Annotated in this window: 11 protein-coding genes and 2 pseudogenes; 8 read left to right on the top strand and 5 right to left on the bottom strand. The window is 68.1% G+C overall.

The genetic code is table 11. The features are described from left to right. Window positions 1–31 precede the first annotated feature (31 nt). From QWJ13_RS26170 to QWJ13_RS26150, 5 genes and pseudogenes are all read left to right on the top strand, one after another. Window positions 32–214 carry a hypothetical protein gene (locus QWJ13_RS26170; RefSeq protein ID WP_316527489.1) on the top strand — a complete coding sequence of 61 codons (183 nt, stop codon included), beginning with the start codon at window positions 32–34 and terminating at the stop codon, window positions 212–214. A gap of 205 nt (window positions 215–419) precedes the next feature. After that, window positions 420–593: a hypothetical protein gene (locus tag QWJ13_RS26165; protein ID WP_316527487.1), complete on the top strand. Its 174-nt coding sequence runs from the start codon at window positions 420–422 to the stop codon at window positions 591–593. Between the two features lie 71 nt (window positions 594–664). Further along, window positions 665–3,817, top strand: coding sequence for a lantibiotic dehydratase (locus QWJ13_RS26160; RefSeq protein ID WP_316527485.1), 3,153 nt, complete (start codon window positions 665–667; stop codon window positions 3,815–3,817). Continuing rightward, window positions 3,814–5,139 carry a lanthionine synthetase C family protein gene (locus QWJ13_RS26155; RefSeq protein ID WP_316527483.1) on the top strand — a complete coding sequence of 442 codons (1,326 nt, stop codon included), beginning with the start codon at window positions 3,814–3,816 and terminating at the stop codon, window positions 5,137–5,139. Before QWJ13_RS26160 ends, QWJ13_RS26155 begins: the two co-directional genes overlap by 4 nt. 146 nt (window positions 5,140–5,285) lie before the next feature. Further along, window positions 5,286–6,307 (top strand): annotated as a pseudogene (locus QWJ13_RS26150) (IS481 family transposase). A 22-nt stretch (window positions 6,308–6,329) separates the two neighbouring features. Here QWJ13_RS26150 and QWJ13_RS26145 read toward each other — a convergent pair. Together QWJ13_RS26145 and QWJ13_RS26140 are read right to left on the bottom strand one after the other, a co-directional pair. After that, window positions 6,330–7,121, bottom strand: coding sequence for an esterase/lipase family protein (locus tag QWJ13_RS26145; RefSeq protein WP_316527481.1), 792 nt, complete (start codon window positions 7,119–7,121; stop codon window positions 6,330–6,332). Between the two features lie 1,268 nt (window positions 7,122–8,389). Then, window positions 8,390–9,675 (bottom strand): annotated as a pseudogene (locus QWJ13_RS26140) (IS256 family transposase). Between the two features lie 146 nt (window positions 9,676–9,821). Between QWJ13_RS26140 and QWJ13_RS26135 the strand changes: the two are divergent. The 3 genes from QWJ13_RS26135 (at window position 9,822) to QWJ13_RS26125 (ending at window position 13,247) form a co-directional block, all read left to right on the top strand. Next, the gene (locus QWJ13_RS26135; protein ID WP_432277609.1) at window positions 9,822–11,303 is read left to right on the top strand and encodes an ISL3 family transposase; all 1,482 of its coding nucleotides are present in this window, start codon (window positions 9,822–9,824) and stop codon (window positions 11,301–11,303) included. Between the two features lie 724 nt (window positions 11,304–12,027). Next, window positions 12,028–12,585: a hypothetical protein gene (locus QWJ13_RS26130; RefSeq protein ID WP_316527478.1), complete on the top strand. Its 558-nt coding sequence runs from the start codon at window positions 12,028–12,030 to the stop codon at window positions 12,583–12,585. After that, window positions 12,582–13,247, top strand: a complete 666-nt coding sequence (locus tag QWJ13_RS26125; RefSeq protein WP_316527477.1) for a ribonuclease FAU-1 family protein — start codon at window positions 12,582–12,584, stop codon at window positions 13,245–13,247. The genes QWJ13_RS26130 and QWJ13_RS26125 overlap by 4 nt, the downstream gene beginning before the upstream one ends. Before the next feature lie 44 nt (window positions 13,248–13,291). Here QWJ13_RS26125 and QWJ13_RS26120 read toward each other — a convergent pair whose 3' ends face one another. The 3 genes from QWJ13_RS26120 to QWJ13_RS26110 are packed head-to-tail and all read right to left on the bottom strand — an operon-like array spanning window position 13,292 to window position 15,512. Then, window positions 13,292–14,314 carry a bile acid:sodium symporter family protein gene (locus tag QWJ13_RS26120; RefSeq protein ID WP_316527476.1) on the bottom strand — a complete coding sequence of 341 codons (1,023 nt, stop codon included), beginning with the start codon at window positions 14,312–14,314 and terminating at the stop codon, window positions 13,292–13,294. Beyond that, entirely contained in the window at window positions 14,311–14,628 is a 318-nt protein-coding gene (locus tag QWJ13_RS26115) for a hypothetical protein (RefSeq protein WP_316527475.1), read from the bottom strand. Before QWJ13_RS26115 ends, QWJ13_RS26120 begins: the two co-directional genes overlap by 4 nt. Then, window positions 14,625–15,512 carry an isocitrate lyase/PEP mutase family protein gene (locus QWJ13_RS26110; protein ID WP_316527474.1) on the bottom strand — a complete coding sequence of 296 codons (888 nt, stop codon included), beginning with the start codon at window positions 15,510–15,512 and terminating at the stop codon, window positions 14,625–14,627. The genes QWJ13_RS26115 and QWJ13_RS26110 overlap by 4 nt, the downstream gene beginning before the upstream one ends. Window positions 15,513–15,710 lie beyond the last annotated feature (198 nt).

The raw sequence follows: 15,710 nt of genomic DNA, 5'->3' as shown, positions 1-15,710 counted from the left end.
ACGTCGACAGCTTCGCCTCAAGGCTGCGCGAGTGCGCCTGGACCTGGAAGGAATCGGCGCGTTACACCCTGGCGTGCAACGCCCCTGCGGCGCTTCCGGCTTCTCGGTGATTGACGCCGGCAGTGGCCTGGTGGTCGCGATCCACAACACCGGCAATAGGAACGGCGAGAGCGGCAACGCGTTCGTCCGTCAGGACGTCAACTATGCAGTGTAGATGTAATATTCCAGCTTGCTTTGCGGTGGGCGGCAGCCTCGACCTGACTCGGACGAGGATGGTGTCATTCCCACATACCCCTCCGATCGAGTGACAAACTCCAACCTTCAAGATGCGGAAGCTTGTTCGAGTACGTAGGCTTGTACTTGCAGGGTTGGCCATCTTGCACAGCCCATTTCTCGAACCACAGAAGAGAGGGAATGTCATGCCCGTCGAAATGCTGGCGATCCCGGATGAGGTCGAGGACGTTTTCGACCTCGACCTGAAGGTGGACGAAGAGGCGATTCAACCCGACGCCATGGACAGCTTCCCGCCGACCGGGTGTTCGTGGGGATGTACCCAGTGCTTCTGCACTGACATCACCTGCGCAAACTGCTGACAGTGTCACTGTGACTGCTCGGGTGTCCCGCCCTTCCGGGGGCGCCCGAGCAGCCCGCCTCAGGAGCCCACATGGCCGAGAACCCCGAAAGCCCCGTGTTCGCGTGCGCGAATTTTGCTCTGCTGCGCGCCCCGGTTCACCCGACTGAGCGGGTCGCTGACATCCGGCTCCCACCCGCCGAGGATTTCGACGACGAGGCCGAGCGGCTCACCGCGTATCTGAGCGAGGCAGCGGGGGATCACCTGACGCGCGAGGCGCTCGCGGTGTCGAGCCCGTCGCTGGCGGGGTTCCTGGACGGTCTGCTCAGTGGCCGCCCCGCCCGGCCGGCCGACCTCCACCGCGCGGTACGGGCGGTGACCGCCTACCGGTTGCGGATGGCCACCCGGCCCACGCCTTTCGGGCTGATGGCCGGAGTCACGGCTGCCGACTTCGTGGCCGACCCTGCCGACGCGAAGGTCAGGTTCGGCCGTCAGCACCAGCGGCGTGCCCGGGTGGATCGAGGCTGGCTGATGTCCCTGGTCGTCGACTGGGAGCTCCGGCCGCAGGTGCTGCGCGCCCTCAGGGTCACGGTCAACAACCTGTGCTTCGGGCGAGGCGGCCGACTGGTGCTGCCGTATGTGCCGGGCCGTGAGGCGTACAGTCAGCGCCCTGGCGCGGTGATCCGCGAGGCCACCATTCGGCACACGGCCGCGGTGCGGGAGGTACTGCGGTTCGCCCGTCGTCCAATGCGGTACGAGGCCGTGGAACGGCATCTGGCGGAACTCTTCCCCCAGGCCTCGGAGCAGGCGATCAGTGGGATGCTAACCCAGCTGGTGGCCAAGGACTTCCTGCTGACCGATCTGCGCCCGCCGATGGAGGCCGTCGATCCGCTCGGGCACGTTCTCGACGTTCTCGCAGGTCTGCCGCCTGCCGCCATACCGGAGTTGGCACGGCTGCGGGAGATCGGCCGGGCACTGGCCGACTACGCGGCTACCCCGCTCGGCGCCGGTCTGGAATGCTGGGAGGCGGTGACCGGACAGCTGCGCCGGCTGCGGTCCAACGACCGTCCGGTGCACGTGGATCTCGCCCTGGATGTGGAGGCCCGCCTGCCGGCCGCGGTCGCACAGGAGGCGGAGCGGGCCCTGACCGTGCTGTGGCAGGTGGCACCGAGCTCTGCGGCCGGAGATCCTCTCGCGACTTACCACGCCGAGTTCGTCGAGCGCTACGGACTCGGCCGTGCGGTCGGTGTACGGGAGTTGCTCGACTCGGACACCGGGCTGGGCGCGCCCGCGGGCTACCAGGTGCCGCCGAGCCGACGTCGGCCTCCCCCGCCGGGCGAGCAGGATTCCGCGCGCGACCAGCTGCTGATTGGCCTCGCACAGGATGCGTTGCTCGGCGGCGAGCGTGAGGTGCGGCTGACCGAGGAGTTGATCGCTCAGCTCAGCCACGACGGCAGCGGCGTCCCGCCCGCCTCGACCGAACTGTTCGCACAGCTGCTGGCCGAGTCGCCGGCCGCGCTGCAGTCGGGCGACTTCCAGCTTGCCGTCGTCGGGGGTTCCCCGGCTGCCGGTGCGACCTTCGGGCGGTTCGCGGACCTGCTGCCCGAGCGGGTCCGGACCGGCCTGGCTGGCCTCGTGGGCACGGAACCGCCGGACACGTTGGCGGCCCAACTGGTGTTCCAGCCGCTCAGCGCCCGCAGTGGCAACGTGACCCAGGTACCGCAGTGGCTGGCGCGCCGGCTCCCGGTCGCCGCGTTCGCCGACCGCGAGTCGGCGGACACACTGGACCTGGACGACCTCGTGGTTTGCGCCGACGCCGACCGGCTGTTCGTCGTGGAGTGCAACAGCGGCCGCGAGGTCGTGCCGACCGTCTTCCACATGCTCAACACCCGTGACCAGGCCCCGAACGTGGCCCGATTCCTCAGCGAGATCAGCCGCAGCGGCGGACGCGACTGGCGGCTGTGGAGATGGGGCACAGCCGAGGCGCTCCCGTACCTCCCGCGGGTTCGGTACGGACGCACGATCCTCGTGCCGGCCCGCTGGCGGCCGAGTCGCGCCGTACGCGATCAGTGTTCCCCGTTGGTGGAGTGGACCGCGGAGGTGACGACTTGGCGCGCGCGGTGGCAGGTGCCGGACCGGGTCTGCCTGGCCCGCTCCGATCACCGTATCGATCTGGATCTGACCGAACCGCTCCACCTGATCGTGCTCCGGCACGAACTGGGACAGCACGCGGATGCGGTGCTCCAGGAGATTCCGGGTGACGAGCTGGGGAACGGGTGGTTGACCGGCCCGGGCGGCAGGTATCGCAGCGAACTCGTGTTCCCGCTCACCACGGCCCGCCCTGCGCCGGCCCGCCCGGTCCGCCCAATTCGGCGGCGTCCGCGGTGTGCCGAACACCTTCCCGGTGGGCAATGGCTGTACGCGTGCGTGTACTGCCCGCCGGGCCGTCAGACCGAAGTGCTGACCGGCTATCTGCCGCAGCTGCTCGCCGAACTGCCCGACGAGGTGGACCGGTGGTTCTTCCTCCGGTACCGGGACACCGAGGACCATCTCAGGCTGCGCTTCCACGGGGCTCCGCACGCACTCGGCGCGGAACTCTTGCCGCGCCTGCACGACTGGGCGGCCGAGCTCCGGGCCCAGGGCGTCAGTTCCCGGCTCGTGCTCGACACCTATGACCCGGAACTGGAGCGCTACGGAGGCCCGGAGGCAATCGCGGCGGCGGAGCGCGCCTTCCACGCGGACAGTGTCGCCGTTCTGGACGAACTGCAGGTGTTGGAGAGCGGAGTACTGTCCGTCGATCCGGCGCTGCTAGCGGCAGCCGGATACGTCGACCTGGCGCGCGCCTTCATGTCAGAGCAGCCGCATGACGGTGAACCACCCTGGGTGGAATGGCTGTTGGGCAACATCACCAAGGGAGCTGAGCACACGGAGTTCCAACGGCGGCGCCGGGAAGCGGTTCCCCTCATCGACCCGTACGGCACCTGGTCCGCCCTGCGTGCCCGACCAGGCGGTGCGGCCGTGCTCGGCGCATGGCAGAGAAGATCGCAGGCGATCTCCGCCTATGCACGCACCCTGCAGGACTTGGACGCCCGCGCCTGGCAGCCTCAACTCCCGATCCTGCCATCGCTGTTCCACATGCACCACAACCGGCTCGTCGGCGCAGACCGGCAGGCCGAGCTGTCCTCGTACGCGATCGCCCGAGGTGCCGTCCAGGCCCACCGAGACCGTCGGAGGAACACCCAATGACCAGCAGCGTGAGCGTTCGACTCGACCAGACCCGCGAGGCAGCCGAGCGAATCGTGCACCAGGTGACGGAGCGACTCACGGATCCCGAAGAGGTCGCAGCCACGGCGAGCTCGCCCGAAAACGCCGACCACTTCCCCGGCGTTCCCGCGCATTCGCCATGGGCAGGACTGTCACTCGGCGAAGGGCACACTGGCGTCGCACTGTTGTTCGCGGAATTGTCGCACAGTGCCCCGCGACATGCGATGACGGCGCATCGACACCTGAGCGTGGCCGCCCGATCCCCGTCTTCCCCGCACATGCGCCACGGGCTGTTCGGCGGCCTGCCCTCCTTGGCCTTCGCCGCCCGCGCAGCCCAGCGCACCCCGCAGGAGTACGCGACTCTGCTCGCCCGCCTCGACGAGCGGGTGAACGCGACACTGCACTCCCTGCTCGAGACTGAGCGAGAACGCCTGGACACCGGTCGGCCCGGCGCGCGGATGGACAGCTACGACGTGATCCGTGGTGCCAGCGGACTGGGCCGCTACCTGCTGCTTCGTCGCCCGCTGCACCAGACGGTCCTGATCGACGCACTGACCTATCTGGTGCGGCTGACCGAACCAGTCAAGGTCCACGGGCACACCGTCCCGGGCTGGTGGGTGCCTGGTTCACCGAGTCTCGGCTTGGACGAGAGCTACCCCCACGGGCACTTCAACCTTGGCCTGGCCCACGGCATCTGCGGCCCTCTGGCTCTGCTCGCGGCCAGCTGGGAGGCCGGAGTACGGGTCGACGGCCACGAGGCTGCCATCACCCGTATCGTCGGCCACCTGCTCGAAGCCGGACCGCCGTGGACGGGTACGCTACGGTTCGACGAGTTCACCTCGGGTTCGCGCCCGCGCCCGCCCCACGGGCGGACCGCGTGGTGCTACGGCACCGCTGGGGTGGCGCGGGCGCTGCAGATGGCCGGGAACGCTCTCGACCGACCGGAGTGGCGCAAGCAGGCGGTCGATGCCATGGCATCCGCACTGGCGGCCGAATCCTTGGAGGTCACCAACAGCGGCCTCTGCCACGGCTGGGCCGGAGTGCTCCAGATCACCTGGCGGATGGCGCGCGAATCCAGCGACGAAAGACTGACCGCGAAACTTCCGCTCCTCGCTGAGCGGATCACCGCTGCGCACGACCCCGCAGCGCCGTTCGGGTTCTACTACACCAACCCGGCGATGCGCCAGGCCCAACACCGCGCCGGTTGTCTTGAGGGAGCCGCTGGTATCGCACTGGCCTTGCACTGCTACGCGGCGGACACCGAGCCAGCATCCGCCTGGGACTCCGCCCTAATGCTCAGCTAACCCGAGGCCGTTTGGTCGGGGCCGGCAGAACAGGTGATGGATGGCCCACGGGCCGCGCTCGGGTGCCGGGCCCCGAGCGCGGGTGAGCACTCCCTAGGAGCCGCCGTTGCCGATCTAGTTATAGAACTGCCGGACATTGGTGACACATGGATCTCCGACTACGACGGAGTCGTGTCACGCCCCCTTCGCAGAAACAGCAACAGGACCGCCAGGCCCAGCGACGCCTGGCGGTGCTGCGACACGCCGAGGAAGTCACTGGGAACGTCTCGCTGACCTGCCGGTACTACGGAATCAGCCGCAACTGCTTCTACAGGTGGCAGCGGCGCTTCCAGGACGAAGGCATCGAGGGCCTGCGTGACCGCTCCAGCGCGCCGCACCACAGCCCGAACGCCACCGACGCCGACATCGTGAACAAGATCGTCTACCTGCGGCAGAACCACCACTTCGGCCCGATGAAGATCCAGATGTACCTCAAGCGATACCACGACATCGACATCGCCTGCTCCGCCGTCTACCGCATCCTCAAACGGCTGGGCCTGAACCGGCTTTCCTCGTCCCAGCGCTACAAGCGCCACGACCAGCGCCACACCCGCTACGAGAAGCAACTGCCCGGCAACCGCGTCCAGATCGACGTCAAGTTCATCGAACCGATCGGCGTTCCGACCGATACAGCGCCCCCGGGGCCGGCCCCGGTCACCGGCACGGCCCCCAAGGCCCGCCGCCGGGCGAAGTACTCCCAGTTCACCGCGATCGACGACTGCACCCGGCTGCGCGTCCTGCGGATCTACACCCGATGCGACCAGAAGACCGCCGTCCAGTTCCTGGACTACGTCCTGGAGCGGGTGCCGTTCCGTGTCGAAGTCATCCAGACGGACAGCGGCGCGGAATTCCAGCCCGCTTTCCACTGGCACGCGCCGTCAAGGGCATCGCCCACACGTACATCAAGCCGGCCTCCCCGCATCTCAACGGCAAGGTCGAACGCTCACATCGTATCGACGCCGCGGAGTTCTACCGCCTGCTCGCCGGTGTCGTCGACGACGACACCGGCGTTCTCAACGACAAGGTCCGAGAATGGGAGGACTACTACAACTTCCACCGCCCGCACGGCGCTCTTGGGGGCCAGACACCCTACGAACGCCTCAGGCAGAAGACCGAGCCCCACGTGTAACCGAGCTCTGGCAGATGCACATCTAGTGCGTGACCCCGGAGGATCCGTACCGCAGGAAGTTCATGGAGTCGGTGGCCACCGTGTCGTTGTACAGGATGGAGTTGTGCACCGACGGGTTGGTGCAGCTGCCGCCCTTGATGGACGGGTCGACGATCTTGTTCAGGGCTTTGTCCAGGTGGACGCTGTCAGCGGCGACCTGGCCGTCGTCAGTCGTGACCGCGTACGTCATGACGGTGTCCTGGGTGATGTGAGCCTTCTCGTTGAGGTTCTTCAGGAAGCTGCTCTCCTTACCGAATGTGCGCTCCATGTCCTGGCACACCGGCCAGGCAATTTGAATGACCGAGCAGCATCCGGTGCCGTGGTTGGGAGTCGCCAGAGTGATGATTCGGCGGATCTTGGAACCATCCTCCTGGGCTTTGCGCGCCACGAGGCCGCCCAGAGAGTGGGCGACCACGTCAACTTCGCCCAGCTGCTGGGATGAGAGCCAGTCCGAGAACCTCTTGGAGTTGTTGGCGATGCGCTCTTTTGTGGTGTGACTGTAGTCGAAGGTGTGCAGCTTGCTGGCCGGGAAGTCGCCGGCGGGGTCCTTCTCGAACTTCCCCTCCATGGAGGACCAGACGCCCGGGTCCGCGTTGAGCCCGTGCACGAACACCACCGGGCGCGTGTCCCCCTTGCGGGTCTCGCCCGCCAGAGTAGTGGCCGCGGCACTCGCTCCTGCGGGCCGCGCAACGGCCGCAGGTCGTTCGACAGCGGCTGCGGCCGGGGCGCCGCTGGCGGCCGTACCGAGGCCGAGCACGGTGGTGACAGCGATCATCTGAATGCGGCCTAGCATAGGAACCTTCTCCCTCGAAGAGCCCACCGAGCGCCCAGACGTGCGCGGCGGAGGAACAGGACAACAGACACAGACCGAGTCGGAGGCATCGGCCGATTGCGTCAGGGACTCCTCGTCCGGCCTCTGCGCAGCCATGTTTCCGTCAGCTAGGGCCTCACTCTGTCAGCGACACTTCTTCGAAGAGGAGACTCCACCCGGTTGCTCCACCAGTAGCCGACTGCGCTCCGATGGCGGACCAACTGGGATGCTGCTGTGCCCTGTAGTGACAGCGGCTGCGACCAGGTGAATACCGGAACATGGCTCACCGTGAACGAACCCCGTTCCATGAGACGGCCAGCAAGGCAGCGCGATGGCCCGGTCGACACGAACTTCACGTACAACGCCCACGACAACGTCATGACATGCCTGACCAGGTTCAACGACTCCGCAGCATCCCGTCTAACGAGGACAAATTCCTGCCACATCGCCTCCTTTGGAATGAGTCGGCGTGGAGGACTGCATGCGAAACCCGAAAACCGGGGATCTGACTGCCGATACCTCCATCACAACAAGGAGTCGACCGTGCTGAACCAGCCACATCGCACCGCCAGCCATTCAAGACGAACCCTCCATCGCACTACGGCTCTGGCCCTGAGTGCCCTGTTTTTGACCGCCCTTCCCCCCACTGATGCCGCCGCGTCATCTCGTCGGACACTGCCTCCGACCGACGTCTGCGCACAAGACATCAGCGTCATCCCTGCTACATACGTCCACACCCAGTTCCACTTGCAGAATCTGGGTGGTCAACTCGTGAATGTCGACCTTACCTGCGGAACCCAGGTGGCGTACGGACTGCGACACATCGACTACGGCCACTCTCCAGCGACCGGCGACCTGGACGTCGTATCCCTGCTGATCTGCATTAATCAGGTTGCCGGAACCAGACGGCCGGTTTTGAGCCAGGGGAACTGGCTGTACGAGAGAATCGACACACAAGGGACGTGGCGTGTGGTAGTCAATCCAAACCCCCCCCGCACCGTTACCACTGCGTACCGAGTCGGCTGGGGCCTTGAGCACGATCCCTTCTACAATTGTCGCCGCTGACCGTCCAACGGGCGCTTCTCCTTGTTCGCAGGAGAGACAGTGCTTCGTCCCCGTTGTCACGTGGCCAGTGGTGTGAGCCAGGCCAGGTTCAGGACGAGAGGGTGGGCGGTCGCAGCCCGCCCACTATGCCACTTGTACAGCCAGCGGTACAACTCAGGTGGTGTGAATTACTGGCGGCTGATGGGGAGTCGGCCGTCGAAGGCTATGTCGAATGCCTGGAATGCGGGCTTCCATCGCATGGTCCAGCGTTTGCGGTCGGCGCCCGTGGAGTCCAGGCTCATGACGGCCATGTAGACGCACTTCAGTGCTGCCGCCTCCTTGGGGAAGTGTCCGCGGGTGCGGACAGCCTTGCGTATGCGGGCGTTGACCGACTCGATCGCGTTTTGTCGTGCAGAGGACCCCCGGATTTCCGCGTCGTACTGCAGGAACGGCACAAACTTGGCCCAGGCATTTTCCCAGAGACGCACGATAGCCGGTACTTGTCACCCCGTGCTTCCTGGAATCTCAGGAAGCAGTTTTCGGTGGCCTTCGCGGTCGGGGCGGTGTAGATGGGCTTGAGCGCGTGGGAGATCTTGTCCCAGTCCTGGCGGGCCGCGTGGCGGAACGACACCCGCATGAGGTGGACCATGCGGGTCTGGGCGGTCGCCTGTGGCCAGACCGTGCCGATGTCATCGGGCAGACCCTTCAGGCCGTCGCAGACGACCATGCACACGTCCTCGACGCTCTGGTTGCGGATCTCGGTGAGGACCTGGAGCCAGTACTTCGCGCTCTCGCCGCCGGCCCACAGCCCGAGGATGTCGCGGGTCCCGTCGACGGTGACCGCCAGGGCCACGTAGATCGGCCGGTTCGCGACCTGACCATCGCGCCCTTCACGTGCATGCAGTCGATGAAGATCACTGGGTAGACCGGGTCCAGCGGCCGGTTCTGCCACTCGGACATCCCGTCCATGACCTTGTCGGTGATGGTCGAGATCGTCGACTTGGACACGCTGGCCGTCGACCTCGGCCAGGTGGGCCGAGATGTCAGCATGCGTCAGACCCCGGGCGGATAGGGACAGCACCATCTCGTCCACGCCCGTCGGCCGCCGCTGCCGCTTCTTGATGATCTGCGGCTCGAAACTGCGCTCACGGTCCCAGGGCGCGTCGATCTCGACCGGTCCGATGTCGGGTGAGCACGGTCATGGACCGGGACCGTTGCGGGAGTTCCCGCTGCCCGCGCCGGCCGCATCGTGCGTCTCGTAGCCGAGGTGGTCGGTGATCTCGCCTTCCAGGACTGACTCCAGCACGCGCTTGGTCAGCTGCTGCAGCAGCCCGCCCTCACCGGTCAGCTGAAGACCGCTCGCGCGGGCCTGGTCGACCAGCTGCCCGATCAACTGGTCATCAAGCGGATCCGCCGACAGCTCGACCGGCCGGACCTCTTCAACCGCCTCAACTGAGGCGATCACGTCGCTCATCAGGTGTTCTTCCTTGATCGGGAGTTACACCGATGACCGGGCTCTGCCCCATAATCGGTGGTAGCGAAGCGTGACCGGCGTCGTTGGCGGGTCATGCGAGATGCCAACGCGCTTGGGGACGGTGTTATTCCGGGCTGTCGCCCCTGGTGATCGAGGACGTGGTGGATGAGGGTGCGGCGATCCGGGTGGTAGCCCGGACCATGGATGGTCCGGTGCCCTGCCCGGTCTGCGGGGTGCCGACGGACCGGGTGCACGGCTTCCATCACCGGACCGTGGCGGATGTGTCGGCGGATTGCCGGCGGGTGCTCGTGGTGGTGCGCGTGCGCCGCCTGGCCTGCCCGGTGCTGGGCTGCAGACGGCAGACGTTCCGCGAGCAGGTACCCAGGCTGCTGGAGCGCTACCAGCGCCGGGCGAGCCGCCTCACGCGTCAACTCGGCGCCGTGGTGAAAGAGTTAGCGGGCCGGGCCGCATCCCGGCTCCTGAACGAACTCGCCGCGCTGGCCTCCCGGTCCACGGCCTTGCGGATGCTGTTGCGAGTTCCACTGCCCGCGCAGCGAGTGCCACGGGTTCTGGGCGTCGACGACTTCGCCCTGCGCCGCCGCTACCGGTACGCGACCGTGCTGATCGACGCCGAGACCGGCAAGCGGATCGATGTGTTGCCCGGCCGGGGCGCCGATGCCCTGGAGGCGTGGCTGCGCGAGCATCCGGGGGTCGAGATCGTGTGCCGGGACGGCTCCGGGGCCTATGGCGAGGCCGTTCGCCGCGCTCTGCCCGAGGCAGTGGAGGTCGGCGACCGGTGGCACATCTGGCGCAACCTCTGCGAAGCCGTCCTGAAGGAGGTGCGGGCGCATTCCGCCTGCTGGACGACCGCGAACCCGTCCCGACCGGAGGGCGTGCGCGCTGCGACGACCCGCGAGCGGTGGCGTCAGGTCCACGAGCTGCTCGGCAAGGGCGTGGGCCTGCTGGAATGCGCCCGCCGCCTGAATCTGGCGCTGAACACCGTCAAGCGTTATGCGCGCGTTCCCGAACCCGAGGGCCTTCGTCGGGCGCCGCAATACCGGCCCACGCTCGTCGACCCCTACCGCGACCACCTGCGCGCCCGTCGCGCCGAGGACCCCGAGATCCCGATTCTCCAGTTGTTCCGGGAGATCAAGGAATCGGGCTACACCGGCAGCCTCAACCTCCTCTACCGCTACATTACACAGGGCCGCGCCGAAGGCGACCGCCCAGTGATCAGCCCACGCCGCCTCGCCCGCCTCATGCTCACCCGCCCAGACCGGCTACGAGACAAGGAAACCCACACGCTGCAGGCCCTCGCCACCGCCTGCCCCGAAATGACGGGAACTCTCCCGGCTCGTCCGCTCCTTTGCCGAGCTGCTTGTCCCCGCCTCCGCCAACGCGCCCGCCTCACCGAATGGATCACCGCCGCACGCGCCGTCGGCCTTCCCCATCTGCACTCCTTCGTCCGCGGCCTCGAACTCGACCGGGCCGCCGTTGACGCTGGCCTTACCCTGCCCCACCACAACGGCCGCACCGAGGGCGTCAACACCCACACCAAGCGGATCATGCGACAGATGCACGGCCGGGCCGGATTCGTGCTCCTTCGCCACCGCATCCTCCTCGCCTGAACCACCCTCGGCTACCACCGATTACGGGGCGAAGCCGATGACCGTACAGGCCCGCTGCGTGATCTGAATAAGCCGGAGTGACGCGGAGGGCCTATCCCTGGGTGGGCCTCCTCGCTCGTTGAGGTGACGAGGCCGAGATCGAGGACAGTACCTGCTCGCGAAGCTCTGGACCTTCTTCTGAAACGATCAGTTACTCGGCCACGGGACGGCAGGCACGGTGGCCGCCCCGGTCAAGGTGCGCGGCCACCGGAGCGAAACAGCTCTGGATTGACCCGCCGTCAGACAGGTCAGCAAGAGGTCAGCATCGGGATGAGTACACCTTGCTGCACAGGTAAACACCTGAGAGCGTTCGTCTTCCTCCTGATGTTGCTGTGCGACGTTCGGAGACCTGCTCCCGGTCCTCTCGTGCAACCCGAGCGAGATCGCTTCGCATTCATCACACAGGCACCCTGGCAGTCGATCAGCGAGACATATTCACAGGTCAGCGCATGCATGTTTAAAGCGTCATCCGTACCTGCCGCGCTGCCGGTGCACGCGTGAGCATCCGATCAACCTCATGCCCCGCCCGGATCTTGCCTGCTTCCCCTGCCTTTCCCTCGCCTGTACGATCTGCCTACCGGATCGGTCGATGTAGTCCGCCCAGTATCCGAACGGCGGCGGTATCACCCAGGAGCTGGAGATCAACCTGATCGCCCATCCGATCTTCGCCGAGGAGCGGATCCCGGTGGTCAACTACGGCCAGTACGCCCGGGGTTACGACCAGACCAAGCTGCTCGGCATCGCCCGGCTGCACGTGCTGTGCGACAACCCGCTCGCCATCGACGCCGGGCGCCGGCTCTACGCCGAGCCCAAGCACCCGGGCTGGTTCGACACCACCCTGCCCTCCCTCAACGCGCCCGCCGTGCGCGAACGCTGGTCCGTCTCCTGCCGCCGGGCCACCCTCGGGCCCGACGGGCTGCGCCGCCACGACGAGGAACTCCTCGCCCTGGACGTGAATCTGATCGGCCTCACCCCCGAGCCCATCAACAACACCCCGATCACCGGCTACGGCACCGACGACGAGGGCAAGCTGCTGGCCGGACCGCTCAACGTGTACCAGCCCTACCGCTACTACACGCTGGACGACCGGACCGCCGAGCGCGTCCGGCTCGACCTCGGCAACCCCGCCGAGGAGTCCGCCCGTGACCTCGCCCACCTCATCGCGGACGCCCCGGCCGCCGGGGTCTGGACCTACCAGTCCCCGCCGGTCGCCGCCCACAACCGCGCCTACTACGTCCGATGACGGGCCCGCTGTTCACCCCGGGCGGCACCGCCGTTCGGCGGGACGTCGCGTACGGCCGGGTCTGGTCGGCCATGCCATACACGGTGCTCGCCGACGACGGCACCACCCTGACCCTGGCCGCCCGCCCGGGGACCGCCAGCCTGGCCCCGGCCAGCTGGACCGCCGCCGCCCGCGCCGGGGACGATGCCGCCCGCCTGGGCTGCATCGACGACCTCGCCGCCCGCCGGTGGGAACTCGACCACTGGACCTGGCGGGACACCGTGGTGCTCGGCCGCTTCACCGCCGGAGCGCCGTTCAGCGTGCACCGCTTCCTGACGCCCGACGGGCGGCCGCTGCGCTGGTACGTCAACTTCGAGCGGCCGTACCGGCGGACGGCGATCGGCATCGACACCCTCGACCTCATCCTGGACCTGGTGATCACCCCCGATCTGTCGACGTACAGCTGGAAGGACGAGGACGAGTACGCCCAGGCCCGGCGCCTCGGCGTCATCGACGAGGCCACCCACCGCCAGCTGGACGGGGCCCGTGACCTCGCCCTCGCCCAGCTCCGGGACCGTACCGGCCCGTTCGCCCCCGACCCGGAAACCTGGACGCTGCCACCCGAGGGTCCGCTGCCCACTCTCCCGGCCACCGCCCTCAGCACCCCCGTCGAAGCGGTCTGAGAGCCCGCCGCCTGCCCGGGGCCTCGGCCAGGTTGCGCCGGGGATCACCCGGGTGCCGGCGGAGCGCCCCGGTGGGTGAGCGCGGTCGGGGCCGGAGTGGACGCGGCCGTCGCCGGTGCCCGTGACCAGCGGCCGGCGAGGACCGTGCCCACCACCAGCTGGAGCTGGTGGTAGAGCATCAGCGGCAGCACCATCAGCCCAGCTCCCGGGCCGAACAGCACGGTGGCCATCGGCAGGCCGTTGGCCAGGCTCTTCTGCGAGCCGCACAGCACCGCCGCGACGGTGGCCGATCGGTCGAGCCCCAGCAGCCGCGCGCCGAGCCCGGTCGCCGCCAGGGCGGCGGCGAGCAGGGCGAGCAGCACCGCGAGCAGCCCGAGCAGTGCAAGGGGCGTGGCCAGCTGCCAGATGCCCTGGGACACCGCCGCGCTGAACGCCGTGTAGACGACCAGCAGGATCGAACCGCGATCCACCGGAGTGAGCACCCGCCGGTGCCGGGACACCAGGCCGCCGAGCCACGGCCGCAGCAACTGCCCCAGCAGGAAGGGCGCGAGCAGTTGGAGCCCGATCCGCAAAAGCCCGTCGGCGGACAGCTCGGTGTGCGAACCCAGCAGCCAGGCCGACAACAGCGGGGTCAATACCAGCCCCGCCAGGCTGGAGTAGGTGCCCGCGCAGATCGCCGCCGGGACGCTGCCCCCGGCGGCGCCGGTGAGCGCTACCGAGGACTGCACCGTCGACGGCACCAGGCAGAGGAACAGCACCCCGGTCTGCAACGGCCCGGTCAGCGGGACGGGCGTGAGCAGCACCGTGGCCGCGCCGAGCAGCGGGAAGAGAACGAAGGTGGCGGCCAACACCAGCCCGTGCAACCGCAGATGACGCAGCCCGGCCAGCGTCTCCCGGGTGGAGAGCCGGGCGCCGTACAGGAAGAACAGCAGTGCCACCGCGAGGTCGCAGGCCGCCTCGGCGACCCGCGCGGAGGCGCCCGAGGCCGGGAACAGCGCGGCCAGCCCCACCGTCCCGGCCAGCGCCACCATGTAGAAGTCCAGCCGGCGCGGCAGGCGGCTGGTCATGGACCGCCGCCCGAAGCCGGGCGGAGCGAGGGCCCGGAGGAGGAACCCGGCCCGAGCAAGCCGCCGACCAGCGAGCCGGCGCCGTCGTGGTCGCTGCCCGCGGAGCCGCTGCCGTTCTGGACGTTGGCCGTACGGTCGATCTCCAGCCAGGATTCGGCGTTCGAGTTGTCCACGACCGTGAGGAGGGAGCCGCCGGCCGCCGCGGGCGTCGCAGCTCCCGCGAGCAGGGCGCAGGCCCCGGCCAACCCGAGCGCGGTGGCCCGCAGGGCGGCGGCCGACGAGGGCGGGGCGGGCCCGCGCAGCCGGGCGCTCATGCCGTCACCGCCATCAGCCCGCGGGAGCGCGAGATGTTCCGCTCCAGCAGCTCGGTGGACTCGCGCACGCCGACCTGCTCGCGGCCCACGGCAGGGGCGGGCAGCCGGCCGTCGGCGCTCTTCAGCCCGGCCAGCGCCTCGTCCATCGCCCGGTGTGCGGCGAACAGGCACGGGGTGCTGTAGATGGCCACGTCCACCCCCAGGCTCGACAGCTCCGAGAGCGACAGCCGGGGCGACTTGCCGCCCGCGATCTGGTTGAACAGCAGCGGCTTGTCGCCCACCACCCGGCGGATCCGGCGGATCCACTCCTCGCTGCGCACGCCGTCGACCAGCACCACGTCGGCGTCGGTGGCGGCGAGCGCCCGGGCTCGGCGCAGGATGTCCTCCTCCTCGGTGGCGTCGGTGCGCGCGACCACCACCAAGTCCGTCCGGTTGGCGAGGACGAGCTCCAGCTTCTCCAGGTACTCCTCCAAGGGCAGCACCAGCTTGCCGTCCGCGTGCCCGCAGCGGCGCGGCCGCTTCTGGTCCTCCAGGATCACGCCCGACGCTCCGATCCGTTCGAGCCTGCGCACGACGTGGCAGGCCACCTCCGGATCGACGTAGCCGTCGTCGATGTCGACCAGCAGGTGGTGCCGGGGGAACGCGCCGCGCAGCCGTTCGACGAAGCCCACCATGTCGGGCCAGGCGATGAAACCGATGTCGGGCAGCCCGTAGTAGGAGGCCGCGAAGCCGAAGCCGGAGACGAACATGCCGTCGTAGTGCTCGGCCGCGATGGAGGCCGAGTACATGTCGTAGACGCCGATCAGCGGCGTCGTTCCCGGGCCCGCGATCTGCGCGCGAAGCCGCCGTCCGGGGCTGTCCGAGGCCGTGTTTCCGTGGAACAAGGTCTTCTCCTCACTGGGGATGACTTTGCCTGAACTTGGTGTTCATCAGACCTAACTGAGGTGTCATCACTATGCGCCCTTTAATGTTCCGTGGGCAAATCTTTAAGTGAGATTCCCTCGTAAGGGTGAAGAAGCGTCGAAAATATGAAAGGCCTAAGACGGCTTATGAGGTGAACGGGTCCGGCGTTCGATCGGAAA

Source organism: Kitasatospora brasiliensis, assembly GCF_032654805.1.
In the GTDB taxonomy this organism is placed as follows: Bacteria; Actinomycetota; Actinomycetes; order Streptomycetales; family Streptomycetaceae; genus Kitasatospora; species Kitasatospora brasiliensis.
This window is presented reverse-complemented; position numbering and strand designations above follow the sequence as displayed.

What these genes read in the sequence shown, in the direction of transcription:
- QWJ13_RS26145 (WP_316527481.1), bottom strand. Translation starts at nt 7,121, where the DNA reads ATGATCGCTGTCACCACCGTGCTCGGCCTCGGTACGGCCGCCAGCGGC.
- QWJ13_RS26115 (WP_316527475.1), bottom strand. Translation starts at nt 14,628, where the DNA reads ATGAGCGCCCGGCTGCGCGGGCCCGCCCCGCCCTCGTCGGCCGCCGCC.
- QWJ13_RS26125 (WP_316527477.1), top strand. Translation starts at nt 12,582, where the DNA reads ATGACGGGCCCGCTGTTCACCCCGGGCGGCACCGCCGTTCGGCGGGAC.
- QWJ13_RS26160 (WP_316527485.1), top strand. Translation starts at nt 665, where the DNA reads ATGGCCGAGAACCCCGAAAGCCCCGTGTTCGCGTGCGCGAATTTTGCT.
- QWJ13_RS26155 (WP_316527483.1), top strand. Translation starts at nt 3,814, where the DNA reads ATGACCAGCAGCGTGAGCGTTCGACTCGACCAGACCCGCGAGGCAGCC.
- QWJ13_RS26165 (WP_316527487.1), top strand. Translation starts at nt 420, where the DNA reads ATGCCCGTCGAAATGCTGGCGATCCCGGATGAGGTCGAGGACGTTTTC.
- QWJ13_RS26120 (WP_316527476.1), bottom strand. Translation starts at nt 14,314, where the DNA reads ATGACCAGCCGCCTGCCGCGCCGGCTGGACTTCTACATGGTGGCGCTG.